The sequence below is a fragment of the Cryobacterium sp. Y50 genome (genome assembly GCF_002929805.1).
Lineage (GTDB): Bacteria > Actinomycetota > Actinomycetes > Actinomycetales > Microbacteriaceae > Cryobacterium.
This window is the reverse complement of the sequence record NZ_PJJM01000102.1, coordinates 109941-135807: the sequence shown is the minus strand read 5'-3', so window position 1 is coordinate 135807 and position 25867 is coordinate 109941. Positions and strand designations below refer to the sequence as shown.

At 65.5% G+C, this 25867-nt stretch carries 22 protein-coding genes; 10 read left to right on the top strand and 12 right to left on the bottom strand.

The features are described from left to right. The first annotated feature begins 59 nt into the window (after positions 1–59). Positions 60–1643: a carboxylesterase/lipase family protein gene (locus CXY73_RS17820; RefSeq protein ID WP_104139745.1), complete on the top strand. Its 1584-nt coding sequence runs from the start codon at positions 60–62 to the stop codon at positions 1641–1643. 63 nt (positions 1644–1706) lie between these two features. Continuing rightward, positions 1707–3191: an NCS2 family permease gene (locus CXY73_RS17815; protein ID WP_104139742.1), complete on the top strand. Its 1485-nt coding sequence runs from the start codon at positions 1707–1709 to the stop codon at positions 3189–3191. A 30-nt stretch (positions 3192–3221) separates the two neighbouring features. Here CXY73_RS17815 and CXY73_RS17810 read toward each other — a convergent pair whose 3' ends face one another. The 5 genes from CXY73_RS17810 to CXY73_RS17790 all read right to left on the bottom strand — a co-directional run bounded on the left by CXY73_RS17810 (position 3222) and on the right by CXY73_RS17790 (position 8274). Next, positions 3222–3956, bottom strand: a complete 735-nt coding sequence (locus tag CXY73_RS17810; RefSeq protein ID WP_104139739.1) for a FadR/GntR family transcriptional regulator — start codon at positions 3954–3956, stop codon at positions 3222–3224. Then, positions 3956–4729, bottom strand: coding sequence for a 3-oxoacyl-ACP reductase (locus CXY73_RS17805; RefSeq protein WP_104140041.1), 774 nt, complete (start codon positions 4727–4729; stop codon positions 3956–3958). The genes CXY73_RS17810 and CXY73_RS17805 overlap by 1 nt, the downstream gene beginning before the upstream one ends. 68 nt (positions 4730–4797) lie before the next feature. After that, positions 4798–6159 (bottom strand): aldehyde dehydrogenase, encoded by a 1362-nt coding sequence (locus CXY73_RS17800; protein WP_104178491.1) that lies wholly within the window; start codon positions 6157–6159, stop codon positions 4798–4800. Next, positions 6156–6926: a gamma-glutamyl-gamma-aminobutyrate hydrolase family protein gene (locus CXY73_RS17795; protein ID WP_199184385.1), complete on the bottom strand. Its 771-nt coding sequence runs from the start codon at positions 6924–6926 to the stop codon at positions 6156–6158. The genes CXY73_RS17800 and CXY73_RS17795 overlap by 4 nt, the downstream gene beginning before the upstream one ends. Further along, entirely contained in the window at positions 6907–8274 is a 1368-nt protein-coding gene (locus CXY73_RS17790) for a glutamine synthetase family protein (protein WP_104139733.1), read from the bottom strand. The genes CXY73_RS17795 and CXY73_RS17790 overlap by 20 nt, the downstream gene beginning before the upstream one ends. Positions 8275–8539: 265 nt before the next feature. On the opposite strand from CXY73_RS17790, the gene CXY73_RS17785 reads away from it, so the two are divergent. Continuing rightward, positions 8540–10084: an amino acid permease gene (locus tag CXY73_RS17785; protein ID WP_104139730.1), complete on the top strand. Its 1545-nt coding sequence runs from the start codon at positions 8540–8542 to the stop codon at positions 10082–10084. Between the two features lie 106 nt (positions 10085–10190). Here the strand turns inward: CXY73_RS17785 and CXY73_RS17780 are convergent, their stop codons facing one another. Next, positions 10191–11066: a fumarylacetoacetate hydrolase family protein gene (locus tag CXY73_RS17780; protein WP_233198432.1), complete on the bottom strand. Its 876-nt coding sequence runs from the start codon at positions 11064–11066 to the stop codon at positions 10191–10193. Between the two features lie 53 nt (positions 11067–11119). Beyond that, positions 11120–12673 carry a DNA-3-methyladenine glycosylase 2 gene (locus CXY73_RS17775; RefSeq protein WP_104178490.1) on the bottom strand — a complete coding sequence of 518 codons (1554 nt, stop codon included), beginning with the start codon at positions 12671–12673 and terminating at the stop codon, positions 11120–11122. 74 nt (positions 12674–12747) lie between these two features. Between CXY73_RS17775 and CXY73_RS17770 the strand changes: the two genes are divergently transcribed. The 3 genes from CXY73_RS17770 (at position 12748) to CXY73_RS17760 (ending at position 15961) form a co-directional block, all read left to right on the top strand. Next, complete coding sequence (locus CXY73_RS17770) at positions 12748–14139, top strand: FAD-binding oxidoreductase (protein WP_104178489.1); 1392 nt, start codon at positions 12748–12750, stop codon at positions 14137–14139. A 33-nt stretch (positions 14140–14172) separates the two neighbouring features. Further along, positions 14173–15402 carry a PrsW family intramembrane metalloprotease gene (locus tag CXY73_RS17765; RefSeq protein ID WP_104139721.1) on the top strand — a complete coding sequence of 410 codons (1230 nt, stop codon included), beginning with the start codon at positions 14173–14175 and terminating at the stop codon, positions 15400–15402. A 187-nt stretch (positions 15403–15589) separates the two neighbouring features. Continuing rightward, on the top strand, positions 15590–15961 hold the full coding sequence (locus tag CXY73_RS17760) for an FKBP-type peptidyl-prolyl cis-trans isomerase (protein ID WP_199184384.1): 372 nt from the start codon (positions 15590–15592) through the stop codon (positions 15959–15961). Positions 15962–16028: 67 nt separating this feature from the next. Here CXY73_RS17760 and CXY73_RS17755 read toward each other — a convergent pair whose 3' ends face one another. After that, on the bottom strand, positions 16029–16274 hold the full coding sequence (locus CXY73_RS17755; protein WP_104139718.1) for a DUF167 domain-containing protein: 246 nt from the start codon (positions 16272–16274) through the stop codon (positions 16029–16031). 77 nt (positions 16275–16351) lie between these two features. After that, the gene (locus CXY73_RS17750; protein ID WP_104178488.1) at positions 16352–16795 is read right to left on the bottom strand and encodes a pyridoxamine 5'-phosphate oxidase family protein; all 444 of its coding nucleotides are present in this window, start codon (positions 16793–16795) and stop codon (positions 16352–16354) included. Positions 16796–16994: 199 nt separating this feature from the next. Between CXY73_RS17750 and CXY73_RS17745 the strand changes: the two genes are divergently transcribed. Further along, positions 16995–18743: a BCCT family transporter gene (locus tag CXY73_RS17745; protein ID WP_233198431.1), complete on the top strand. Its 1749-nt coding sequence runs from the start codon at positions 16995–16997 to the stop codon at positions 18741–18743. 27 nt (positions 18744–18770) lie between these two features. Here the strand turns inward: CXY73_RS17745 and CXY73_RS17740 are convergent, their stop codons facing one another. Beyond that, positions 18771–19037: a protealysin inhibitor emfourin gene (locus CXY73_RS17740; protein WP_146071809.1), complete on the bottom strand. Its 267-nt coding sequence runs from the start codon at positions 19035–19037 to the stop codon at positions 18771–18773. A 9-nt stretch (positions 19038–19046) separates the two neighbouring features. Beyond that, the gene (locus tag CXY73_RS17735; RefSeq protein ID WP_199185425.1) at positions 19047–20285 is read right to left on the bottom strand and encodes a M4 family metallopeptidase; all 1239 of its coding nucleotides are present in this window, start codon (positions 20283–20285) and stop codon (positions 19047–19049) included. A 69-nt stretch (positions 20286–20354) separates the two neighbouring features. Here CXY73_RS17735 and CXY73_RS17730 point away from each other — a divergent pair, with 69 nt between their 5' ends. From CXY73_RS17730 to CXY73_RS17720, 3 genes are all read left to right on the top strand, one after another. Beyond that, on the top strand, positions 20355–21260 hold the full coding sequence (locus CXY73_RS17730; protein WP_104178487.1) for an LLM class flavin-dependent oxidoreductase: 906 nt from the start codon (positions 20355–20357) through the stop codon (positions 21258–21260). Between the two features lie 160 nt (positions 21261–21420). Next, entirely contained in the window at positions 21421–22530 is a 1110-nt protein-coding gene (locus CXY73_RS17725) for an AI-2E family transporter (protein WP_104178486.1), read from the top strand. A gap of 48 nt (positions 22531–22578) precedes the next feature. Continuing rightward, complete coding sequence (locus CXY73_RS17720; protein WP_104178485.1) at positions 22579–25509, top strand: aminotransferase; 2931 nt, start codon at positions 22579–22581, stop codon at positions 25507–25509. 10 nt (positions 25510–25519) lie between these two features. On the opposite strand, the gene CXY73_RS17715 is transcribed toward CXY73_RS17720, so the two are convergent. Then, positions 25520–25864, bottom strand: coding sequence for an ATP-dependent DNA ligase (locus CXY73_RS17715; RefSeq protein WP_104139697.1), 345 nt, complete (start codon positions 25862–25864; stop codon positions 25520–25522). Between the last annotated feature and the right edge of the window lie 3 nt (positions 25865–25867).

Below are 25867 nucleotides of genomic sequence, written 5' to 3'. Positions count from 1 at the left end.
GTTTCTTCTGTTCCGTGATCAGGTTTGAGCGTAGCCTGCGCAGCAATAGACTCGAGCCCATGAGCCAGCTCGCTGATCAGACCACCAATCAGGGTCTCGAGGTGCGAGTGGCCACCGGACTGCTCCGCGGCGTGCGTGAACGCGGCGTACTCGCCTGGCGCGGCATTCCCTACGCGGCGGCTCCGGTGGGCGACCTACGGTTTCGCTCCCCGCAGCCCGCCTCGGCGTGGACCGGCGTGCGGGACGCGAGCCAGTGGGGCCTGATCGCCCCGCAAAGCCACAAGGGTCAGTTTCGCGGCGCCCATCCGCGCATTCCGCAGGGTGAAGACTGCCTCAATCTCAACGTGATCGCCCCCGATGAGCGGATGCGTGACGGCGCGCGATTGCACGGTGCCACTCAACCAGGCAGCGCCCTCCGACCGGTCATGGTGTTCATCCATGGCGGTGCCTACAGCGTCGGATCCAGTCGCGAGGTTCCGCGCCAGGGTGAGGGATTGGTACGGCGCGGCGGTATCGTGTACGTCAGCTTCAACTATCGACTGGGCGCTCTCGGGTACCTGGACTTTTCCCGGTTTGCCTCGCCGGAGCATCCGTTTGAGAGCAATCTGGGGCTGCGCGACCAGGTCGCAGTGTTGAAGTGGGTGCGGAACAACATTCGCGCGTTCGGCGGGGACCCGGATGCCGTCACTCTGTTTGGCGAGTCGGCTGGCGGCAATGCGGTCACCACGTTGATGACGGTGCCAAGCGCGGCCGGCCTGTTCCACCGGGCCATCGCGCAGAGCGCTCCGCCGAACGCGGTCTATCCGAGTGAGCTCACCGCGCGCTGGGCCGGCGAATTCGTAGACAGCCTGAACCAAGGCTCCGCAGACTACGGCGACGAACAAGCGGCCAGCCAGCTGCTCTCCGTCGTCCCGGACGTGCTCGCCGCCGCGACCACCGCGCTGACCGTGCGCACGCCGGATCAGGATCCGGGCACGATTCCGCTCTGCCCGGTCATCGACGGCGATTTTCTGCCGGAGCGGCCGCTCGATGCCTTTCGCGACGGCCGGGCCGCGCGCATCCCACTGATCATCGGTACCAATGCGCGTGAGGGTTCGCTGTTCAGTGGTCGTATCGACATTCTCGCCACCACACCCGCGCGAATCCACACGATCTTCAAGAAAACCAAGAAGAAGGCCAAGAAGGCGCTCAAGGCGCAGTATCCGGGCATTCCGGCGCTGCGGGCCGCACTCGATTTTGGGGGTGACTACTCTTTTTGGTATCCGAGCGTGAAGGTCGCCGAGCGGCACTCCCGATACGCGCCGGTGTACTTCTACCGCTTCGATGCCGCTCCTCGTCTGCTGCGGCTGATGGGCCTCGATGCCACGCACGGCCTCGAACTCTTTCCGCTATTCGACCGCCTCGACGGCTGGTTCGGCCGCGGCATGACTGCCCTCGGCGGGCGCCGCGCCTTTCAGGACATTGGAACAAGAATGCAGGGCTGGTGGCTCGGCTTCGTGCACGACGGGGTGCCTTCGGCTGAGTGGCCGCGGTACGAGGAAGGCACCAGGGAGACCCTCATCATCGATCGGGAGGACCAGGTCGAATCCGACCCGCACCGCGAACGGCGCCTGGCCTGGGGCAGGTTCGTGCCGCACGTCTAAGCCAGCGCCGGCCCGGTCGTAGACTGGAACCTTGCGTTAGAGCCACGGCACCGGGAGCACACCATTAGCAGCACTGAAACACCCACTCAAGCTGCCTCGCCGCAGCCGGCATCGCGTGGTTTGAAGGCCCGCGTCGACTCCTACTTTGAGATCACCAGCCGCGGCTCCACCTGGTCCCGCGAATTCCGCGGGGGAGTCGTCACCTTTGTCACGATGGCCTACATCGTCATTCTGAACCCGCTGATTCTCGGCGGGTTCAGCGCCGACCAGGCCGCCGTCGACGTTGAGGGCGGCTGGCTGCCCAACGAGCAGGTCGCCGCCGTCACCGCGCTGACCGCCGGCGTCATGACCATTCTGTTCGGCGTTATCGCCCGCTTGCCCTACGGCTTCGCCGCCGGTCTCGGCATCAACTCCTTCCTCGCCGTGAGCGTCGTCGGCCAGGTCACCTGGGCCGAAGCAATGGGCCTGGTCGTCATAAACGGCCTCATCATCGTGCTGCTCGCCTCAACCGGCCTGCGCGAACTCATCTTCAACGCCATCCCGCGCCCGCTGAAAGTCGCCATCACGGTCGGCATCGGCCTGTTTATCGCGTTCATTGGACTAGTCGACTCCGGCTTCGTGCGCGCCAGCGGCGCCAACTCGCCGCCGGTGCAGCTCGGCGATGCTGGCTCGATCGCCACTCTGCCGACCGCGATCTTCGTGATCGGGCTGATCATCATGGGTGTGCTGCTGGCTCGCAAGGTCAAGGCCGCCCTGCTGATCGGCATCGTTGCGACCACCATCATCGCCGTCATTCTGGAAGCCATCTTCAAGGTCGGGCCGTCGTTCGGTACGAACCCGGCCGGGTGGAACCTCAACGCCCCGGTGCTGCCGACGAGCGTCGTCGCCCTGCCCGACCTCGGCCTGATCGGCGAGGTCTCCTTCGGCGCTTTCGAGCGCATCGGCATGCTCGCCGCCGTGATGCTGGTCTTCACCCTCGTCTTCACGAACTTCTTCGACGCCATGGGCACCATGACCGGCCTGGCCAGTGAAGCCGGCCTCGCCGACAAGGACGGCAAATTTCCGCGGCTGAAGTCTGCCCTGATCGTCGAGGGCATCGGAGCCGTCGCCGGCGGTGCGACGAGCGCCTCCTCGAACACCGTGTTCATCGAGTCCGGCGCCGGCATCGGCGAGGGAGCCCGCACCGGCGTCGCCAACGTGATCACCGGCATCCTCTTTCTAGCCGCCATGTTCTTCACGCCGTTGACCCAGATCGTGCCGCTCGAGGTGGCCGCAGCCGCCCTCGTCATTGTCGGAGCGCTCATGGTGTCGCAGATTCGCCACCTCGACTTCACCGAATTCTCCAGTACCCTGCCAATCTTCCTCACCATCATCGTGATGCCGCTGACCTACTCCATCGCCAACGGTATCGGCGCCGGCTTCATCAGCTGGGTGCTCGTGCGCAGCCTGTCTGGCAAGGCGCGTGAGATCAGCCCGCTGCTCTGGGTCGTCGCCGTCGGGTTCGTGCTCTACTTCGTGCGCGGCCCGGTCGAGGCGCTCATCGGCTGAGCGACCCGACAAACGGATGCCGCGACGCGGCTACTCGAGAAAACCGCGCAGCAGCAGCGCTGTACCGGCTAAATGCTCTCGCATAGCCTGCGCGGCGGCATCCGCTCGACCGGACAGAATGGCCAACACAATCTGCTCGTGTTGCGCGTCGGAGTGAGCGATGTTCGGACCGAGCGAGGGAATGGAATCAAGCAGTTCGTTGACCCGCATTCGCACATCGGCCAACAGCGGCACGAGCAACGAAGAACCCGCCAACTCACCGATATAGAGGTGTAACCGGGCGTCGAGGCGCCGGTAATCCTCGGGGCTGGCCTCGCGTGCGGCACCCAAACTGGCCCAGAGCAGCTCGCGCTCAGCGGCCGGCAGCACCCGGCTGGCGGCGGCCCGGGCAGCGCCGATTTCGAGAATGTCGCGCAGGGTGAGCACATCGTCGATCGCGGCGGAGACGAGCGCAGGCGCGGCACCTTCGGGGCCGGGCAGCGTGGGAATCACCGCGGTGACGAAGGTGCCACCGTATCGCCCACGCCGAGAAACCAGATAGCCAGCCTCGGCGAGGGAGGCAATGGCGTCGCGCAGCGTGTCCCGACTGACATTCAATTGGGCGGCCAGATCACGCTCGGACGGCAGTCGTTCCCCGGGCGCGACCAAGCCCAGTCGAACCGTCTGCAACAGCCGTTGCACGGTCTCCTCGAAGGCATTGCTGCCCGACACCGGGCGCAGCAGCAGACCGCTATCGAGGCCGCTGACTCCGGGTAGATCGGCCATTATTCTGGGGTGACGTAGGCCGAGCTGATTCCACCGTCGACCAGAAAGGTCGAGCCGGTTATGAACGAGGAATCATCGCTCGCCAGGAAGGCCACGGCCGCCGCGAGCTCTTCGGGCTCGGCGAACCTGCCGACCGGAATATGCACGAGCCGCCGTGCGGCTCGCTCCGGGTCTTTCGCGAACAGCTCCTGCAACAACGGTGTGTTCACCGGGCCGGGGCAGAGGGCGTTCACCCGAATGCCCTGGCGGGCGAACTGCACGCCGAGTTCGCGGCTCATCGCCAGCACTGCGCCCTTCGACGCGGTGTAGGAGATCTGGCTCGTCGCCGAGCCGAGCACGGCGACAAAACTGGCGGTGTTGATGATCGATCCACTGCCCTGTCTGACCATGTGGCGAAGCGCCGCCCGGCAGCACAGATACACCGATTTCAGGTTGACGTCCTGCACGTTTTGCCAGGCGGGCAGTTCGGTGGTTTCAATGGAATCGTCGTTGGACGGTGAAATACCGGCGTTGTTAAACGCCACATCGACCGAGCCGTAGGTGTCGAAAGTGGTGTCGAACAGGTGATTCACTTCATTTTGATCGGTGACGTTGACCTTAACGAACAGCCCGCCGACCAGCGCGGCGGCCGCCTGCCCGGCGGTTTCGTCAAGATCGCCGATCACGACCATCGCCCCCTCAGCGGCAAACCGTTTGGCTGTGGCCAGCCCGATACCGCTTGCCCCGCCGGTGATGACGGCGACCTTGCCGGCCAGGCGCTGGGTCAGGTCCATTCGCGCGATGCTGCTCACGATTTTCTCCTTCAATCTTTGACAAGCGGACGCTTCGCGCAGGTGGTGCGCTAGTCGACCGCGATGAAAACGTTCTTGGTGTCGGTAAAGTTCAGGGGGGCATCCGGCCCCAGCTCACGCCCGAGGCCCGACTGTTTGAAACCGCCGAACGGGGTCGAGTAGCGCACGGAGGAGTGCGAGTTGACCGACAAGTTGCCCGATTCGACGCCGCGTGCCACGCGAAGGGCCCGACCGACATCGCGGGTCCAGATGGAGCCGGACAGCCCGTATTGGGTGTCGTTGGCCAGGCGCACTGCGTCGGCTTCGTCGTTAAACGGCAGCACGACCACGACCGGGCCGAAGATTTCGTCGGTGACACAGCGATCGGTGCGGCTTGCCGGGGTGAGCACGGTTGGTGCGACCCAGAATCCGGGACCGGTCGGGGCGTGGCCTCGAAACGCCACCGGAGCATCCGCTGGCAGATAGGCGGACACCGCCGCGTGGTGCTGGCGAGAGACGAGCGGTCCCATTTCGGTGGCGGGGTCGGTCGGGTCACCCACCGTTACGGCGGCGACGGCCGGTTCGAGCAGCTCCAGGAACCGGTCGAACTTGCTCGCCTGCACCAGAATACGGCTGCGGGCGCAGCAATCCTGGCCGGCGTTCTCAAACACACCGGACGGCGCGGCGGCTGCCGCCCGTTCGAGGTCAGCGTCGGCGAAGACAATGTTGGCGCTCTTGCCACCAAGCTCAAGGGTGACTCGTTTCACCTGCTCGGCGCAGCCCGCCATGATCTGCTTCCCGACCGCGGTCGATCCGGTGAAGACGATCTTGCGCACGTCCGGATGGGTGACGAACCGGGTTCCGACGACGGAACCGCGCCCCGGAAGCACCTGGAACAGCCCATCGGGCAGTCCGGCCTCGAGGGCGAGGGCAGCGAGCCGCAGGCTCGAGAGTGGGGTCCACTCGGCCGGTTTCAGCAGCACGGCATTGCCGGCCGCGAGGGCCGGCGCGAAACCCCAGGCACCGATCGTCATCGGGAAGTTCCACGGTGTGATCACCCCCACCACTCCGAGCGGCTCGTGAAAGGTCAGGTCGATGCCGCCGGCGACCGGAATCTGCTGCCCGAACAGACGCTCGGGCGCCGCCGAGTAATACTCGAGCACGTCACGAACGTGCCCGGCCTCCCAACGGGCCTGCGTGATCGGATGCCCCGAGTTGCGCACCTCGATACCGGCCAGGTTCTCCCGGTTGCTGTCGACGGCCGCGGCGAATCGGCGCAGCATTCGGGCCTTATCGGCCGGATCGACGGCCGCCCACAGCTTCTGGGCCGTGACAGCCCGGGCGATGGCCTCGTCGGTTTCGTCCACGCCGACGTGCTCGATGGTCTCTGCGATCGACTCATCGGCCGGATTGACGATGGTGTAGCTGTTCACGGGATTGCTCCTTCAATCTGGGCCGCCCGGTATTCGGTGGCGGCCACAATGAGCCCGCTGAACAGGCGGAGGTCCTCGGGTGACTGTTCCGGATGCCATTGCACGGCTACCCCGAAGGGTACCGCCGGCAGTTCGACCGCCTGCACGATGCCGGCATCCGTTTTCGCCGTCACGGAGAGGCCGTCGGCGACCCGGTCGATGGACTGGTGGTGGTATACCGGAACGGCAGGCAGTTGGGTTTGGCCGTCGAGCAGTGTACTGAGGGTCGTGTTCGGTTCGATGACGACATCGACGACGTTGAACACGCCTCCGCCTGCCTGGTAGCTGGTGTCGCCGACCAGATCGGGCAGATGCTGGTGCAGACTACCGCCGAGGGCAACGTTGAGCATTTGGGCACCGCGACAGATGCCCAGAAATGGCAGTTCGCGGGCGATAGCCTCGTGCAGTAGCAGGTCTTCCCAGGCGTCACGGTCTGGCCGGGATTCATCGGTCTGCGCGTGCGGTGCCTGCCCGTACCGGGCCGGGTCGACGTCTTTTCCGCCGGTGATGATCAGGCCGTCGAGGCCGTCGAGCACCCGCCGGGCGATGGCGGCATTCACCGGCTGGGGTGGCAACAGCACGGCGATCCCGCCCGCACTCGTGACCGCATCGAAGTACACCCGCGGCAGGATCGCTGCCGGCACGTCCCACACCCCCGTCTGGGCCTGTTCTAGATAGGTGGTCAGACCGATGATCGGTCCCGGAGCATTAGAGACGTTCAAAGCCACGCACCCGCTCCCAGTCGGTCACGGCGGCGTCGAAGGCCTCCACCTCGATACGGGCGTTGTTGGCGTAGTGCTCAACGACCTCGTCGCCGAAGGCCTCCCGGGCGATAGCGGACCCGGTGAATAGATCGGCCGCTTCGCGCAGAGTTGAGGGCACCCGGGGCAGGCCGCTGGTATAGGCGTTGCCGGCATAGGCCGGCTCCAGTTCGAGTTCGTGCTCGATGCCGTAGAGACCGGCCGCGATCAGGGCTGCGACGGCGAGATACTGGTTGACGTCGCCGCCGGGCACCCGGTTCTCCACCCGGATGCCGGGGCCATGACCGACCACGCGCAGGGCGCAGGTGCGGTTGTCGATGCCCCAGCCGAGCGCGGTTGGGGCGAAACTACCCGGTACGTAGCGCTTGTACGAATTAATGTTGGGGGCCGAAAAAAGAGTAAGTTCGCGCATCACGGCGAGCTGGCCGGCCACAAATTGGCGGAACAGGGTCGACATGCCAGCTTCGGCATCCGCTTGATAGAACGCTGATTCACCGCCGGGGCGCTGCAGGCTGATATGGATATGGCAGCTGTTGCCCTCGCGCTCGTTGTATTTGGCCATGAAGGTGATGCTCTTACCGTGCGCGTCGGCGATTTCCTTGGCGCCACTTTTGTAGATGGAATGGTTGTCGCAGGTGGCCAGGGCTGTGGCATAGCGAAACCCGATCTCCTGTTGACCGAGGTTGCACTCACCCTTGACGCCCTCGCAGTACATTCCGGCGCCGTCCATGGCCAGGCGGATTTCCCGCAGCAGCGGCTCTATTCGAGTGGATGCCAGCAGCGAGTAGTCGATGTTGTAGTCGCTGGCGGGGGTCAGGCCCCGATACCCCTTCTGCCAGGCGGCGCGGTATCCATCGTCGAACACGATGAATTCCAGCTCGGTCGCGCAAAACGAGACGAGACCGTGTGCGGCCAGCCGGTCGAGCTGCCGCCGCAGAATCTGCCGTGGCGAGGCGACGACGGGGGTGTCGTCGGGCCAGTACAGGTCAGCGGTGACCAGGGCGGTTCCGGGCAGCCACGGCGCCAGACGCAGGGTATCGAGGTCGGGCCGCATCGCCATATCCCCATAGCCGCGGCCCCAGCTCGACATAGCGTAACCCTCGACCGTGTTCATTTCCACGTCGACGGCGAGCAGATAGTTGCAGCACTCAGCGCCGTGCGCCGCGGCATCCTCGAGAAACAGGCGAGCCGAGAGACGCTTGCCGACCAGTCGACCCTGCATGTCCGTGAAGGCGACGATCACCGTATCGATTTCGCCGCGCGCAACCCGCGTGGTCAGCTCGTCCAGCGTGAGGTTTCCGGTCTGGGTAGTCATTGAGCTTCTCCTCGGAGCTGGTCTAGCGAAACGAGTCGGTCACGGCAATCAATCGTGCAATTTTCAACCATTAGACCACAGACGCGGCAGCGTAGGGAAGGGTGGATTGCCTTCGCTGAGTGAATTTTATTTGCACAAAGGTATATACACCCAACCAATCAAGCCATAGCATCGTGCCAACCTCACTGAACCAGTGCTCACCGGCCGAAGATATTTTGGGGGTGTTTAATGACCGGGCGCGCACCAGAGCGCAAAGGAAAAACGGATGTCCAAAGACTCCTTGAAAGTTTCAGGCGTGCAGTACACCACCGCAGAAGCCGGGTACTTCGAGAAACGCAGGCTCAAACGTAGCGCCGGTATTTGGGGCTTGTGGGGACTGGCCGTCGCGGCGGTCATTTCCGGGGATTTCTCCGGCTGGAACTTCGGCATCGGGTTTGCCGGGTTCGGAGGGATGCTCATCGCCTTCTTACTGCTCATCGTCATGTACTACGGCATGATTTTCAGCATCGGGGAAATGGCGGCGGCCATGCCGCATACCGGCGGTGCCTACTCCTTCGCCCGGGCGGCGATGGGCCCGTGGGGCGGATACGTCACGGGGCTTGCTGAGACCATCGAGTACGTCGCAACCACCGCCGTCATCGTCTACTTCTCGGCCAGCTATGCCGACGGGATCACGTCGGAACTGCTCGGCATCTCCTTGCCACCCTGGCTCTGGTGGCTGCTGCTCTATGCCGCATTCATCGCGCTGAACGCCGCCGGAGCGGCGATCTCGTTCAAATTCGCTATCGTCGTGGCCATTATTTCGATCGCCATCCTGCTCGTGTTCTCGGCCATGGCCGCTCTGTCCGGCCTGTTCAGCTGGGACAACCTGTTCAATATCGCGCCGGATGCAGGCCAGAGCGCGTTCCTGCCGCACGGCATCATTCCAATTCTGTTCGCCCTGCCCTACGCCATGTGGTTCTTCCTCGGCATCGAAGAACTGCCGCTCGCCGCCGAGGAAGCGCACAATCCGGTGCGGGACATTCCACGCGCCGGATTCATCGCTCGCTCGACCCTGATCGTGACCGGGCTGCTCGTGCTGTTCCTCAACACCGGAGTGGTCGGTGCTTCGCAAATTGCCGGATCGGAAGAGCCCCTGCTCGATGGATTCCGGGAGATCGTCGGTGACGGCCTGGCGGCCGTGCTGGCCCTGTTTGCGCTGATCGGTTTGCTAGCTTCGCTGCAGGGAATCATGTTCGCCTACGGACGTAACATGTATTCGCTCTCGCGGGCGGGCTACTATCCGAAATTCCTCTCGCTCACCGGAAAACGTCAGACCCCGGCCATCGCCCTGCTGGTCGGCGCGATCATCGGTTTCGTGGCGCTCGTGCTGGTCGAGACCCTGGGTGGCTCCGGCGGCGTCGCCGGAGCCATCGTGCTGAACATCGCCGTCTGGGGCGCCGTGATCGCCTACGTGCTGCAGATGGTGTCGTTCGTTCTGCTGCGCAAGAAGTACCCCAATGCGAGCCGACCGTACCGCAGCCCGTGGGGTATCCCCGGAGCGGTCATCGCCGGCATCCTCTCGCTGGCCATTTTCTTCGGGTTCTTCATCAATGAACCGGCTCGGCCGGCGATCGCGGCCATCGCCGTGGTCTACGTTGTCATGCTCGCGGCCTTCGCTCTCTGGGGTCGCAAGCGACTCGTGCTCTCACCGGAGGAAGAATACGCGGTGTCCGGTGGGTTGCACCGAGACCCGCAGCGGGAAGGCTACGGCGGCACGGTCGAAGACTCGATCCTCGAAAGCGACGATCAGGTCAACCCGCGACCCTGACGCAGGATCGGGTAGGTCGGCGGCATCCGCTTTCTCGATACGTGATTCTGTTCGGCTGCACCAGCGGATGCGGCCGAACAGGTCAATCGGCCGCCTGGATCTGCCGCTAGATTTCGCGGCAGTGCGTCGTGAGCATGCCGATCTTGTCGATCGAAATGGTTACGGTCGAGCCGTCGCGCAGAAAAATGGGGGGCTTGCGGCTGTACCCGGCGCCGCCCGGGCTGCCGGTGGAGATGAGCGTGCCCGGCAGCAGGGTCGAGGTCTTCGACAGGTAAGAGATGATCTCGGCGACGGTGCGCACCATGTCGGCGCTCGAGGCATCTTGCAGGATACGGCCGTCAACGTGGGTGGTCAGCCAGAGGTCCTGCGGGTCACCGATCTCGTCGGCCGTGACGACGAGCGGGCCGGTCGGGGTGAAGCCGTCGAAGGACTTGCAGCGCGACCACTGCGCCTCCGAGAATTGCAGGTCGCGTGCGGTGATATCGTTCACGACGGTGTAGCCGAAGACGTAATCGAGGGCCTTGGCGACCGTCACGTTGCGGGCCGGACGGCCGATGATCACGCCGAGTTCCGCCTCGTAATCGACCTGTTTGGTCAGGTCGCGCGGCCAGATGACGGTCGAGCCGTGCCCGGTGAGCGAGTTGGGCCAGAGCGAAAACACGGTCGCTGCGGTTTCGAGGCGCAGGCTCAGCTCAGAGGAGTGCGCGGCGTAGTTGGCGCCGATGGCGATGATCTGCGGCGGGCGCAGCACCGCGGAGGAATGTCGCAGCTCGTCAACCGGGGTCAGCACTGCCCCGTTGGAAACCGCGTCGAGGCTGATCGCGCGCACGTGCTCGTAGCCGGCATCGCCGCGTTCCAGCAGGTCTTGCAGGTCTCGCGGCGCGTCGTCCATGACGTTGTCGAGAAACAGAGCCGCGTCGTCAAAGACCACGGCCAATCGAGGAATGGAATGGCCGTCAACTCTGAGATGCGCAAATTTCACTCTTCTAGGCTAGCGGCCCGGGCGGCGGCCCACCCTGTGGGGTACTCCAACCCTCATCCGATCCGCTTGGAGGAAACGGGGGAAATGGGCGATTTCGGGAGAGCGGCTGCCCGCCACAGGTGCATTCCCGCGTAGCTGCGCCACGGTGCCCAGCCGGTGCCCCGGGCCGCGAGTGAGCTTGGGGCGACCGGCAGGCCGAGCCGGCCGGCGCCCTGCCGCAGGGCCAGGTCGCTGGTCAACAAAATGTCCGGGCTGCCGAGCACCCGCATTGCCACGTACCCGGCCGTCCATGGTCCGATGCCCGGCAACGCCATCAAACTCACCTCAAGCTCGGCCCGGGTCTGCCCGAACGAGAGCGCGAGTTCGCCCGATGCCAGCAGTTCGGCTACGTGCAGAATCGTATTGATCCGGGCGCCAGGCCCACGCAGCACCGCCCGCCCGCCGGCCGCGATCTGCGCCGCCGTCGGAAAAAGCAGGCACTGATCGCCGCTCGGCCCCGGCATTCGCTCGCCAACCGCGTCGGCCAGCCGGGCGAGCGCCGTGCGCGCGCCCGCGACCGACACCTGCTGACCGATCAGCGCCCGAAACAGGGTCTCCTCGGCGTCCATGCTGCCTGGTACGCGCAGGCCGGGCGTCTGGGCGACCGAGTCGGCGAGCGCGGGATCGGCGGCGAGCTGGGCGTCGATCGCCTGCGCGTCAGCGTCGAGGTCGAACAGGCGCCGCACTCGGCTGACCAGCGGTGCAAGGTCGGCGAGATGCGACAAACGGATGTTGCAGGAAACTGCGGGGGCAGCATCCGTTCCCGACCGGGTCACCTCTACCACGCCCGTGCCATGCGGCAGGCGCACGGTGCGCGTGTAGCTGGAATCGGTGGCCGACTCGACGCCGGGCAGGGCTCTGGTAGCGAGAAAGCGCAGCACACTGGCACCGTCGAACGGCGCCCGGGCGGGAAGCTGGAGCAGAATTTTGGTCTCGGCCTGGTCCTCGTGGGGGAGCGGCCCTGGCCTGCCCAGCCGAGCCGCCCGCACCTCGGAGGGGGTGCGCGCGTAGACGGCGGCGACGGTGTCGTTGAACTGGCGTACGCTGCCAAAACCGGCTGCGAACGCGACGTCGGTGATCGACAGTTCCGTGTTCAGCAGCAGCAGCCGGGCAGTCTGGGCGCGGTGCGCGCGGGCCAGGGCGAGCGGTCCGGCACCGAGCTCGGCGACCAGCACCCGGGTCACGTGCCGGCAAGTGTAGCCGAGGCTGGCCGCGAGCCCCGGCACGCCGTTCCGCTCCACGATGCCGTCCGAGATCAGCCGCATCGCCCGGGCAGCGAGATCGTCACGCATGTTCCAGGCCGGTGAGCCGGGCACGGCGTCGGGCAGGCAGCGTTTGCAGGCCCGCAGGCCGGCTTCGTGCGCGGCCGCAGTGGTGAGGTAGAACGACACATTGCCGGGCTTGGGAGTCGTGGCCGGGCAGCTCGGCCGGCAGTAGATGCCGGTCGTGTGCACGCCGGTGATGAACTGGCCATCGAACCGGGCATCGCGCGAGGACATGGCCCGGTAGCGCTCGGCGAAGACCTGGTCGGCCATTGGCGGGTCGGCGGCGGCAGTTAAGCGGTTCATCCTTTCAGCCTGCCACGCCCGCGTACACACCGGTAGCGAAAATCAGACATCGTGCGGCTCGATAGGCTGAACGGATGAACGCACTGACGCGCCTCCAGACCGAGCTTGGCGACATCGTCGGCATCGACCCGATTGACCTTACGGCCAGCCGCACCGACAAGTCCGGCTGGGTCGCCGACGGCACACCGCTCGCCGTAGTTCACGCCACCGCAGTGGATCAGGTGCAGGCGGTGCTGCGCATCGCAACGGAATTTCGGGTGCCGGTGGTGACCCGTGGGGCTGGCACAGGCCTGTCCGGGGGAGCCTGCGGCACCGACGGCTCGATCGTGCTGAGCGTGGCCGGCCTGAACCGCATCCTCGAAATCAATGCCGACGACGAACTCGCCGTCGTAGAAGCCGGCGTGATCAACCAGCAGCTCAACGACGTGCTGGCCGAACAGAAGCTCTGGTTTGCACCCGATCCGGCGAGCAAGGCCATTTCTACGGTCGGCGGCAACATCGCCACGAACGCCGGCGGGCTGCTCTGCGCCAAGTACGGCGTCACCCGGGAGGCCGTGCTCGGCCTCACCGTCGTGCTCGCCGACGGCAGTCTGCTGCGCACCGGCCACCGCACCATCAAAGGCGTCACCGGCTACGATCTCACCGCACTTCTGACCGGCTCGGAGGGAACCCTCGGCGTCATCGTCGAGGCGACGGTGCGGGTGCGCGCGTTGACCACGGGCACGGTCGCGACCATCGGCGCGGTCTTTGAGACTGTCACCGCGGCGGCTGCAGCGAGCGCTGCCATCACGGCCGCGCGCATCCGCCCCGCCGTGATGGAACTGATCGACCCGGTCGCCCTCGCTCACGTCGCGACCTACCTGGGCCCGGCCGGATCGGCCGGGTTGCCGCTGGGCCGCGGCGCATTTCTGCTCGTGCAGACCGATGGGCCGGCCGCGCTCGCCGAAGCCGAGCAAGCCCTCATCGTGCTGCGCACCGCCGGCGGCGAGGCTACCCTCTCAACGGACGCCGCTTCCGGCGAACGCCTGCTCGCCATCCGCCGCGCCATGCACCCGGCCCTCGAGCAGCTGGGTCAGGTTCTCATTGAAGACGTGTCGGTGCCGCGCTCGCGCATGGCCGAGATGTTCGCCGCGATCGCCGGCATTAGTGCCCGCACCGGAATTCCCATTCCCACGGTCGCCCACGCCGGCGATGGAAACCTGCACCCCAATTTCGTGATAGAGCGCCAACCCGGTCAGGCGGCGGATGCGCCGGTGCCCGACGAGATCTGGGCGGCGGCCGACGAAATGTTCCGGGCAGCGCTCGCGTTGGGCGGCACCCTCACGGGTGAACACGGTGTCGGCGTACTCAAGCGCCGGTGGCTGCGCGATGAGATCGGCGACCGTAGCCTGGACCTGCAGCGCCAGCTCAAGGCGGTGTTCGATCCGCTGGGCATACTCAACGCCGGCACCATGTTCGACGCCTGAGCACTGGCGGGGTTGGCCCGGTATTCTCAAATAATGAGTCTCGACCAGCCGCCGGGCCAGCCGTCCCCCGAGCGCCTTCCCGTGCAGCCGAGCCCGACCCCCGTGCAACCCGTCTGGCGCCGGGCGGTGCGCCCCTCGCGCGCCGGTGCGATCGTGCTCGGCGTTGTCGGAATCGTGCTCGCCGGGCTGGCCTTGCTGGCCGTTATTTTGTATCTGACCACGTTCCTCGGCACCGGGGCGCTGCTGCTTGGACTGATCCTGGCGCTGCTGCCGCTCGCAGTCGTGCTACTGGCGGTGCGCTGGATCGATCGCTGGGATCCGGAGCCGCGCCCGGCGCTCATCTTCGCCTTGCTCTGGGGCGCTGGCATCTCCATCGTGAGCGCACTCGTCTTCGACCTCGGGGTGCAGATCACGATTGCGGCCAGTTCGGGGGCACTCGCCGGGAGTGATTTCGCATCCTCTGTTATTCAGGCGCCCGTAGTCGAGGAAATCGCCAAAGGATTCGGTGTTCTGGTCTTGTTCTGGGCGGTGCGCCGGCATTTTGATGGACCGCTCGATGGCGTCGTCTATGCCGCAACCATCGCCGCCGGCTTCGCGTTCTCCGAGAATATTCAGTACTTCGGCCTGGCCCTGGCCGATGGCGGCGCGCAAAACTTGGGCGTTACGTTCTTGCTGCGCGGTGTCTTCTCACCGTTCGCGCACGTCACCTTCACTATCTGTACCGGACTGGCCCTGGGCTTGGCGGCCCGGCGCGGCGCCTCGAAGAGTGGGGCGTTCGGATTCTTTCTGCTCGGCCTTATGCCGGCAATCGGCCTGCACGCGCTCTGGAACGGTGCCACCTTTGTGCTGGCCGGTGACGCATCCGTTCTGATCTACTACGTCGTCGTGCAGGTGCCGCTGTTCATCGTCGCTATTCTCGTCGTGGTATTTTTTCGCCGTCAGGAGGCGCGCATCACCCTGCGACGGTTGCACGAATATTCGCAGGCCGGCTGGTTTACCGCGGTCGAGGTTTCCATGCTCGGCACTGGGGCCGGGCGGCGTCAGGCGCTGGCCTGGGGCGCCCGTCAAACGCGCTCGCGCCAGCTGGCCATGCGCCATTTCATAGCGGATGCGACCCGCCTCGCCTTTGTTCGCGACCGCCTCGTTCGCGGCCAGGGAACCCCGGCGCTGCACGCCCGCGAGGCACTCCTGCTCGGGTTGCTCATGAGTCACCGGGCCGCGGTGTTGGGCCAGCAGCCTCCCGGGGCAGCGACGCAGCCGTGACAGACGGGGTCGGACGGTCCGCACCTACAGAAACTCGCCGCTTCGGTGGTGTGGCAATGCCGACGACTCTACCGATGCGACGAGTTGGTGTACGACTAGAGTGCACCCGCGGCGCCGTGGATGCAAGCATTATTTTTTTGGATCTCGCCGGTGTGCAATCGGGCGCAAGATCCGGTTGGATGGGTACATGACTGATATGAACTCCAAGCCCGAAATCGACTTTCCAGAGGGCGCTGCGCCCAAGCAACTTGAGGTCACCGATATCGTTGTCGGGGACGGCGCTGAAGCAGCTGCCGGCGCGACCGTCGACGTGCATTATCTCGGTGTTGAGTTTGAGTCCGGCGACGAGTTCGACTCGTCCTGGAGCCGCGGCCAGTCGATCAACTTTCCGTTGCGCTCGCTCATTGCGGGCTGGCAGGAAGGTATCCCCGGCATGAAGGTCGGCGGGCGTCGCAAGCTTGTTGTGCCCCCGCATCTCGCCTACGGTCCGGCCGGCTCGGGCCACCGTCTTTCCGGCCAGACCCTGATCTTCATTATCGACCTGCTCGGCGTTAGCTAAAGCCCCACTGAGAACGAACCGAAACGGGAGGTGGCTGCTGCAGTCGCGTCCCGTTTCGTCTGCCGGGCTACGACCGGTCGATGCGCAAATGCTTGATCTTGGAGGTGTGACCGCGAATGATGCTCACATCACGCTTGGGCACCTTGAAATGCTTGGCCAGCAGCGCGACCAGGGCATCGTTGGCAGCGCCCTCCACCGCGCGCTGCTGCAGAAAGACCGTCACGGAGGCGTGTTCCGGAGTGCTCTCGGCATCGTCGACCACGAGAGGGCCCTTGCGGCTGCCCGGCTTTACATGCACGGTCAGGTTGAGCATGGCGGGCACGGCACTCCTGTTCCCCCGGTTGGATGACAAAGGGCGCACCTCAACGGTACTGCGCCCGGCCACCGGTTCTACATCAGCGCCGTTGTGGGTTCCGGGCCGAGTGTGAACCGCCGCCCGGTGATCGTGGTGGGCACGATTTCGACGAAGGTCGGCTTGACCGTGGGAATCAGGGGCCGAAGCAGCAGGGTGGCGGCCGCGTCAATCGCACGCTGGGACTCGAGCGCCCGTGCCGTTCCGTGCACGACGACGCTCCATGCTTCGTCGCGACCCACGCCATCCGTTTCAAAGGCCACCGTGTGGTTCACGGTCAGTTCCAAAAGTTTGGTGCCGGCCGCCGTGCGAAATAGCAGTCGACGATCGGCCGCGACGAAATTCACTGGAAAAATGTCGGCAACGCCGCCGATGGCGACAGCGAGGCGGCCCAGGCTCGCCGAGAGCAGTGCATCCCAGCACTCGTCTTCCGTGAGGCTGTGCACGGGGTTGTGGGTGGCGTCGACATCGTCGTTGGTCATGGTCTATAGTCACACGGTCCGGCGCTCAGATCGAGGGGTACAACGGTAAAAGTCGGCCTGTCCCTGAGAAAATCTCCTGCTCCCCCCTTTGCGGCACGCTTTACCGGTAAGCTGGAATTTTGCCCAGCGGGGTACCTACCTGGCGGCGCAGCAACGGTTTCTATCGTGCGGCACAATCTATTCTTTGAGAAGGTTCACCGTGAGTGCACTACCCGACGTACCGGCGAAAACGCCGAAAATCAGCCCCCATCGACCCCGACGATTTGTTATTCCGGCACCTCGAGTGTTTTATCCGGCTCTCGGAATCATTCTGGCCGTCGTGATCGTCGCCATCGCCTTCCCGGTACGCACCGGCAGCGTGCTTGCCCTGCTGCAGGGTTGGGTCGTCGCCGGTCTCGGACCGTACTACATGGTCATTGTGGCCGCCTTCGTGGTATTCGCCATTTGGATGGGCGCGAGCCGTTTCGGCGACATCAAGCTCGGGCAGGATGACGACAAGCCGGAATTTGGCATCATGAGCTGGTTTGCGATGCTCTTCGCCGCTGGCATGGGTATCGGCCTCGTCTTCTGGGGAGCGGCTGAGCCCCTCACGTTCTTCACCGACCCCAAGCCGGGCGTGACCGGAGACTCGCGGGAGCTGGCTGCGGCTGCCATGTCGCAGACCTTTTTGCACTGGGGCTTTCATGCCTGGGCCATCTACGCCGTTGTCGGGCTCGCTCTCGCCTACTCCATCCACCGCAAGGGACGCCCGGTATCCATCCGTTGGGCGCTGGAGCCGCTGCTCGGGGACCGGGTCAAGGGCCGCCTCGGTGACGCCATCGACGTCATCGCCATCGTCGGAACTCTGTTCGGCGTGGCTACCTCACTCGGACTCGGGGTCAAGCAGATTGCGGCCGGCCTGAGCTACCTCGGCGTCGTGGGAGACGTCAACAACACCCTCCTCGTCGTGCTCATCATCGTCATCATCGCCATCGCCACCGTCTCCGTGGTGAGTGGAGTCGGCAAGGGCATCAAGTGGCTCTCTAATATCAACCTCGGTATGGCCGGGCTGCTGCTGATCGCTGTACTGGCCCTCGGCCCCACGCTCTACCTGTTCCGCCTACTCGTCGAGTCCATCGGCGGGTATTTTCAAAACGTCGTCGGCCTCACCTTCGACGCCGGTTCTTTCACCGGCCAGGCGGGAATCGACTGGCAGGGCGCCTGGACAATCTTCTACTGGGGCTGGTGGATCTCCTGGGCGCCGTTCGTCGGTGTTTTCATCGCACGCATTTCGCGCGGCCGTACCGTGCGTGAGTTCATCGCCGGCGTGCTGCTCGTGCCTACCCTAGTCACCTTCGTCTGGTTCGCCGTTATGGGCGGCAGCGCCATCCGCCTCGCCTGGGAGGGCGACGGCGGAGGGCTCTTCGACCCAGCTGTCGGCATCATCTCCGAGAACGTGCTGTTCAACTTCCTCGGCCAGCTACCGCTTGGCGGCATCCTCTCGGTTATCGCGGTCATCGTGGTGGCGATCTTCTTCATCACCTCGGCCGACTCTGGTTCGCTCGTGATCGACATGCTCGCCTCGGGCGGCGACACTAACCCGCCCAAGTGGAGCCGCATCATGTGGGCGAGCCTCGGCGGAATCGTCGCGATCGCCCTGCTGCTGGCCGGCGGGCTCGCTGCCTTGCAAACCGGCGCAATTCTGACCGCGATACCGGTCAGCATCGTCATGATCGGTATGTGTATTGCCACCTACAAAGCGTTCCGCGTCGAACACGAGGTTCTGGTCAGTGCCGAACGGCGTCAGCGTCGTGAGGAGATGGCCCGCCGCATCGGCAAGACGGTGACCGCGCACCTCGAGGAGAACTTCGACGACCACTTCGGCGATCAGGTCGACGGCCACATCGAGGCTGCGCTGATCGACGATCCGGCCCGTCGCCCCCGATGGGGCCGTCGCTCGAAAGAATAACCAGCACCACCGCCGGGTCAGGGCCGCCTACATTCCGTTGGCGGCCTTGACGCGGTTGACTAGGTCGCGCCACGGACCGTTTACCTCGGGCTCGGCGAGCACCACCTCGTGCGGGGCGCATCGAATGCGATAAGCGAACCGGTCTACAGTTGCCACGCTGTCGGTGACGTCGTCCCAGGGCAGCGAATCGAGAAAATCCGCCCAGATTGCGGGGTCGGGTTGCTCTTCAACCCGGACTTCCCAGGTGAGGCGGATCCCGGCCATCCCGCCGCTGCGCGACACAATGACTTTCATACCGAAAGGTTACCCCCCTGGTTGCCCTGCGATCGGCCCGCGCTGCGGCCCAGACGGAGGCGGTGTCAGCGGGTCGACCAACGGGGTCGAATACGCTGGCGGCAGGGAGATACCAGGGGCGCTCGGAGTGCCGATCGTGCTGGGCGACGGCGAGGGAACGGCGGCCACTACCCCGACCGTGGCCCAGGCCCGCAAGACCGCGTCGTGGGCGGTCGAACCGTTTCCGTAGAGGCGAGCCGCGGTATCCGCCGTCGCAGCCGCGAAGGCAGCAAAATCGCTCTGTGGACGAAGCGCCGTTCCGGTGAGCGTCTCATACCAAATGCGGCCCGGCGTTTTCCAGGCGTTGCCGCCGATGGCCTCTGCGACCAGGTAGAAAGCGCGGTTGGGAATGCCCGAATTGAGGTGCACCCCACCGTTGTCGTCGTCCGTCTCGACGTAACCGGCCATGCTGTCCGGCTGCGGATCCTTGCCGAGCACATCATCGTTGTACGCCGTGCCGGGCGCTTTCATCGAGCGCAGGGCGATGCCCTCGACCTGCTCGGTGAACAGGCCCTCGCCGATCAGCCAGCTGGCCGCACTGGTCGACTGTCCCCGCAGATTTTGCTCGACGAGCGCGCCGAACACATCGGAGATGGACTCGTTGAGCGCGCCGGACTGCCCCTGGTACTTCAGGTTCGCCGTAAATTGGGTGACTCCGTGCGTGAGCTCGTGACCGATCACACTCGGCGAAATGGTGAACCGGTTGAAAACCTGGCCATCTCCGTCGCCGAACACCATGCGTTCTCCGTCCCAAAAGGCGTTGTCGTATTTTTGGCCATAGTGCACCGTGGCATCCATCGGCATACCGCCGTTATCGATACTGTCGCGTCCAAACTGGTTCCAGTACATCGCCTGGGTGGCTCCGAGGCTGTCATACGACTCGGTCACCGCCGGGTCCGTTCCGGCGGGCTGCCCCTCCGTACGCACCTGCCGACCGGGCAGGCGTTCGAGGCCACCGGCATCCGAAATGGTGCGATCAGATTCCCCCGGTGTGCGGGTCGGCAGGCTGCGCGCACCCGGGTGGGCCAGTGGATGCGCCCCGTCGCGCAATCGCCGTATCCGCGAGTCTCGCAGCAGCGAATCCCTGGCGGCAGCTGCGGCCCGCGCGAATTTGGGATCGGCAAGTTGCGCCAATCGTGTCAGCAGGTACGGCGGCACGATCGTGCAGTAGCGGGGGATCAGCGGCGATTGAATCTGCGGAGTGTCCATGTGCAGAGTCTGGCACCGGGCACCGACATTGCAACAGTGCCGAAGCGCCCCGCTGAATAGACTCGCCTCATGCGCTTTGGAATCGTCATTCTTCCGCAAGACCCGTGGCCGCGTGCACGCAAGAAGTGGCTCGGTGCCGAGCAGTACGGCTTCGACCACGCCTGGACTTACGATCACCTGTCCTGGCGGTCGCTCGCCGACGAACCCTGGAATGCGACTATTCCCACCCTGACCGCCGCGGCGGCCGCGACCGAACGCATCGCTCTGGGTACCTTTGTCTCCTCACCGAATTTTCGGCATCCGGTGCCGTTCGCCCGGGACATAGCGACGGTCGACGACGTGTCGAACGCACGGTTCCTGCTCGGTATCGGGTCGGGCGGCACCGGGTTCGATGCCACAGTTCTGGGCCAGCCGGAGTACACGCCGCGGCAGCGGCACGAACGGTTCGCCGAATTCGTCACCGACCTCGACCTCTTGCTGCGCGGCGAGGAGCCGGGTTCCACCGCGGGAATCAGTTTCGCTGGTGACTGGTACTCGGCCGTCAATGCGCGCATGGTGCTGCCCGAGTCGGCTGCCCCTGTGCGCCAACGCGTGCCGTTCGTCATCGCCGCCAACGGCCCCAAGGGTCTCGGACTGGTCAGTCGGTTCGGCCAGGGCTGGGTGACGACCGGCCAGGAAGGATCAACGGGGGAGGCCTGGTGGGATGGCGTGCGCGGCCTCGCGCACCGGCTGAACGACGTGGCGACCGCCGAAGGCCGGGACCCGGCCACCATCGACCGTTACCTCTCACTCGACAGCGGCGGAACATATTCCCTGCAGAGCATGAATGCATTCGAGGATGCCGTCGGCCGCGCTGCCGACCTCGGTTTCACCGACGTGATCACTCACTGGCCACGCGCCAGTGGAATCTATGCCGGCGACGAAGCCGTGCTGGAGGCGGTCGCGGCAACCCTCAACCGTCGACACGGTTTCTGAGACCCTCCCTGTACGCCGCCGCGGCGGAGATTCCGCGGTAGCCCCCCGAAACGATCCGAAATTGACATAGTCACGTTAATCTCCGCAGTTGTCCCGGCCGGAGGCAACGAAGTGGCCGGTCGATCGGGGTTTCTGCCCGATGCCTGTCTAGGCTGGGTGCATGCGCGCACATGACGACCCCACGCCCCTGGCACCTCGCACTCCGCTGAACGACCGGCTCGGCTGGCTCGGCCTGCGCAGCGGGCAAATTCTGCTCGTCATCGTGCTCGCGTCCGCCGTCATCTACGGACTCGTGCAGCTCAAGCTCGTCGTCATCCCGGTATTGATCGCCATCATCCTCGCCTCGGCGCTCAGCCCGGTGATCAACGGCCTGCGCAAGCGCGGTGTCGCCGCGATCCTGGCCACCTGGATCACCCTGCTCGGCGGCATCGCCGTGTTCGGCGGAATCATCACGCTCATCGTCTTCGCGGTGCGCGACCAGTGGGACGAGCTGTTCTCCTCGGCCTCCGAGGGCATCGACACGCTGCAGCAGTTCCTCATCGACGGACCGATCCAGATCGACGAGCAGCAGATCACCGACGCCCGCGATGGCGTCGTCGACTTTCTCACCAGCAGCCAATTTGGCACCGGGGCGCTCGCCGGGGCCTCCGCTGTCTTCGAATTGATCACAGGCGCCGTACTTCTCGTGGTTATCCTGTTCTTCTTTCTCAAGGATGGCGGACAGATCTGGAACTTCTTCCTGAGTCCGTTCAAGGGCGAGCGCCTAGCCCGTGGCCGACGCATCGGTCACACTTCTCTGCGCGTGCTGGGCGGGTACGTGCGTGGCACCGCGATCGTTGCCGCCGTCGACGCCACCGCGATCGGCATCGGCCTGGCAATTTTGCAGGTGCCGCTCGCCCTGCCGCTCGCGGTCATCGTTTTCCTCGGAGCGTTCGTTCCGCTGATCGGAGCGACGGCGGCCGGTGTGCTCGCCGCGCTCGTTGCCCTGGTCGCGAGCGGCCCGGTCGTGGCGCTCATCGTGCTCATCATCGTGGTCGCTGTCAACCAGCTCGAGGGCAACTTTCTTCAGCCGGTCGTCATGGCGCAGTCACTCAAGCTGCATCCGCTTGTCATTCTCGTCGGCCTGACCGCTGGAACCATTCTCGGCGGCATCGTCGGTGCCGTGCTCTCGGTGCCGATCGCTGCCGTCGCCTGGGCCATCGCCAAGGCTTGGAACACCCCGAACGCCCCGGGCGCCATTCCGCCGAAGCGGCGCGTTCGCAAGCGCTGATCTGCAGCGTTAGCGCGCCGCAGCTGCCACCCGTATGACTGGAGAACCATGACCGTGCCGAGTCCATTTCACCTGCCGCGCCCGCGACTGACGCTCGACCAGGCGGCCGAGCTCGGGCGTGCCCGGTTCGGCGTGACAGGCACCATCACGGAGCTCGGCAGCCACCAGGACCGTAATTTTCGTATCAAATCGGATGCCGCCACGCTCGTTCTCAAGGTCTCCAATCCGGCCATCGCCCCGATCGAACTCGAGGCGCAAAACGCCGCCCTGGCCCACCTGCGCGTCTTGGGACTCGACCTGCCAGCGGCGCTCAAGGGGATCGACGGCAGCGAGATCCAGCGCGTCACCCTCGACGGACAGACCCTCGATCTGCGCCTCCTGACCTACGTGCACGGGCAGCCGCTGACCGACTCACTCCGCCTGTCGGACGTGCAGATCCGCTCGCTCGGCGATGTAGCCGGCCGGATTGCGCGTGGCCTCCATGACTTCGAGCACCCCGGAACCGACCGCGTTCTGCAGTGGGACCTGCGCCGCGGCGGCGAAGTCATCGACGTGCTCCTGCACTTCGTCGACGACGATAGCCACCGCGATCGCCTCCGGGAGGTGACCAGCGCGGCACGGCAGCAGCTCGCGCCGGTCGCGGCCGACCTGCGGGTGCAGACCATTCACGGTGACCTGACCGACGACAACGTCGTGTCGCGCGATGACACGGCAGACACGATCACCGGAGTCATCGACTTCGGCGACGTGGCGCTGGGCTGGCTCGTGGCCGAGCTGGCCGCGACCTGCGTCTGCGTGCTGTACCGCAGCCCGCAGCATCCGCTCGCCATCCTCGACACGATCGAGGCGTTCGCAGCGAGTGTCCCGCTGACCGAGGGGGAAATCAGCGCGCTCTGGCCGCTGATCGTGTTGCGCAGCGCGGTGCTCGTCGTGAGCGGTGAACAACAGGTGCGGCTGGACGGTGACAACGACTACGCCGACGCGAACCGCGCCCGCGAGTGGCGCGCCTTCGAAACAGCCGCCGATCTCGATGGCGCCGAGGTTGAAGCCCTCATCCGGTTCACGCTGACGGGCACCGGCGCCCCCATCGTGACAACCGAACACCCCCTGGCTGGGCCGCTCGATCCCGCGGTCATCATCGACCTGTCCGTGACGAGCGCCGGTTACGACGCCGGAGTCTGGCTGGAACCGGGCATTGATGCGCGCATTGCAGCGGATGTTGCAGCCCAGCTCGGCCACGCCGTCACCCGCTACGGCGAATACCGGCTCTCCCAAACGCGCATCAACACGGCCGAGGAATCGGTCACCCTGGTCCTCGGTGTCGAGGTGTTTCTGCCGGCCAGCAGCCAGATTACCGCGCCGATCGCGGGGACCGTTATGGTCGTCGATTCCGACACTGTGCGGCTCGAGGCCGGCCACTTCGACCTGTGGCTGACCGGTATCGACGCGGCAGCCCTGGCCGGCCAGACTATCGATGCCGGAACGATTCTCGGTACCGTTCCGGCCAGTTCGGCTGATGCACGCCACTCCAGCGCAGTGGCCCGCGTGACCCTGCAGACCAGTCGACTCCGCGGCATCCGCCCGCCGTTCTTCGTCGCACCGTCACACGCGGCGCTCTGGCAGCGGGTCTGCCCCGACCCGTCAGCGCTGCTCGGGCTGGAAACTGCCCGACCACTGGTCGATGCCGGTGCCCTGCTGCAGCGTCGGGACGAGTCCTTTGCGCGCGTGCAGGAACACTATTACGAGGCCCCGCCCCAGATTGAACGTGGCTGGCAGCACCACCTCATCGATACTCATGGCCAGGCCTACGTCGACATGGTCAACAACGTCACGACCGTCGGACATGGGCACCCGCGTATTGCCGAGGCCGCGCGCAGCCAATGGTCGCTGCTCAACACCAACTCCCGGTTTCATTACGAGGAGCTCGTGCGATTCACCGAACGCCTCGCCGAGCTCGCACCCGACCCGCTAGACACCGTCTTTCTGGTCAACAGCGGAACCGAGGCCGTCGATCTCGCCCTGCGCCTGGCCCTCAGTTACACCGGCCACGACACCGTGCTGGCGGTGCGGGAGGCGTATCATGGCTGGTCGCTGGCGGCGGATGCCGTCTCCTCTTCGGTGGCCGACAATCCCCGGGCGTTCGAAACTCGCCCCGACTGGGTGCATCTGGTCGAGGCTCCGAACGCCGTCCGTGGCAAGTATCGGGGCGCCGACTCGGCCCCGCTGTACCTCGACGATCTCGATGGCGACCTCCAGCTCCTCGCCGACGATGGGCGCACGGTAGCAGCGTTCATCGCTGAACCCGTGTTCGGCAATGCCGGCGGCGTGTTGTTGCCCGACGGCTACCTGACCGGCGTCTACGAGCGGATGCGCGCCCGCGGCGCACTCTGCATCGCCGACGAGGTGCAGGTGAGCTACGCCCGGCTCGGCAAGCACTTCTGGGGGACCGAGCAACAACGGGTGGTTCCCGACATCATCACGATTGCCAAGGCGATGGGCAACGGGCATCCGCTCGGCGCGGTCATCACCCGTCGCGACATTGCCGAGCACTTTGCCGAAGATGGGCCGTTCTTCTCCTCGGCCGGCGGCAGCCCGTTGAGCTGCCGCATCGGCCTGACCGTGCTCGACATCATGCGTGACGAAGGCCTGCAGCAGAACGCCGAGGTCGTCGGCCGCTACCTGAAACAGGGCCTCGAACAGCTGGGCGAACGATTCGATCTGGTCGGGGCTGTCTACGGCATGGGGCTCTATCTCGGCGTCGAGCTAGTCAGCAACCGGGCCGCCTTCACGCCGGCGACCGGCGCCGCCGCCCGGCTCTGCGACGAACTCCTGCTGCGGGGCTGCATCGTGCAGCCCACCGGCGACTTCAAAAACGTGCTCAAGATCAAGCCGCCGCTCTGTCTCACCATCGACAGCGCGAACCATTTTCTGGCGTCGCTGGCCGACGCACTGGGTATCATCGCCCTCAGTGCGGTATAGCCCCAGACGCTTAGCGCCGCGTTTTCGCGCTGATGCTCGGCGGCGGCGAGGGCGACGGTGTCGGCTCGGCGATGAACACCAGGCCGCCGGCACTGTTGGCCGAGAGCATGAGGGCTTCGATCCAGTCCCGGTTGATCGACGGGGTTCGACTGCCAAAATATCGGTAGTACAGCGTGCTCGTCGGGTCGAGCCAGATGGCGCTGCGACCGCTTCCCTCGTCGGCGGAATCGGACCAGGTGAAAATGAAACTCTCCCGGCGCCGCAGCTTGGTGCTGATCACGATTTGCAGATGCATGAGGGTACGATCGTCGAAGGTGGTCACGATGCCCGGATTGCCGTACAGCAACGTACCCATGTT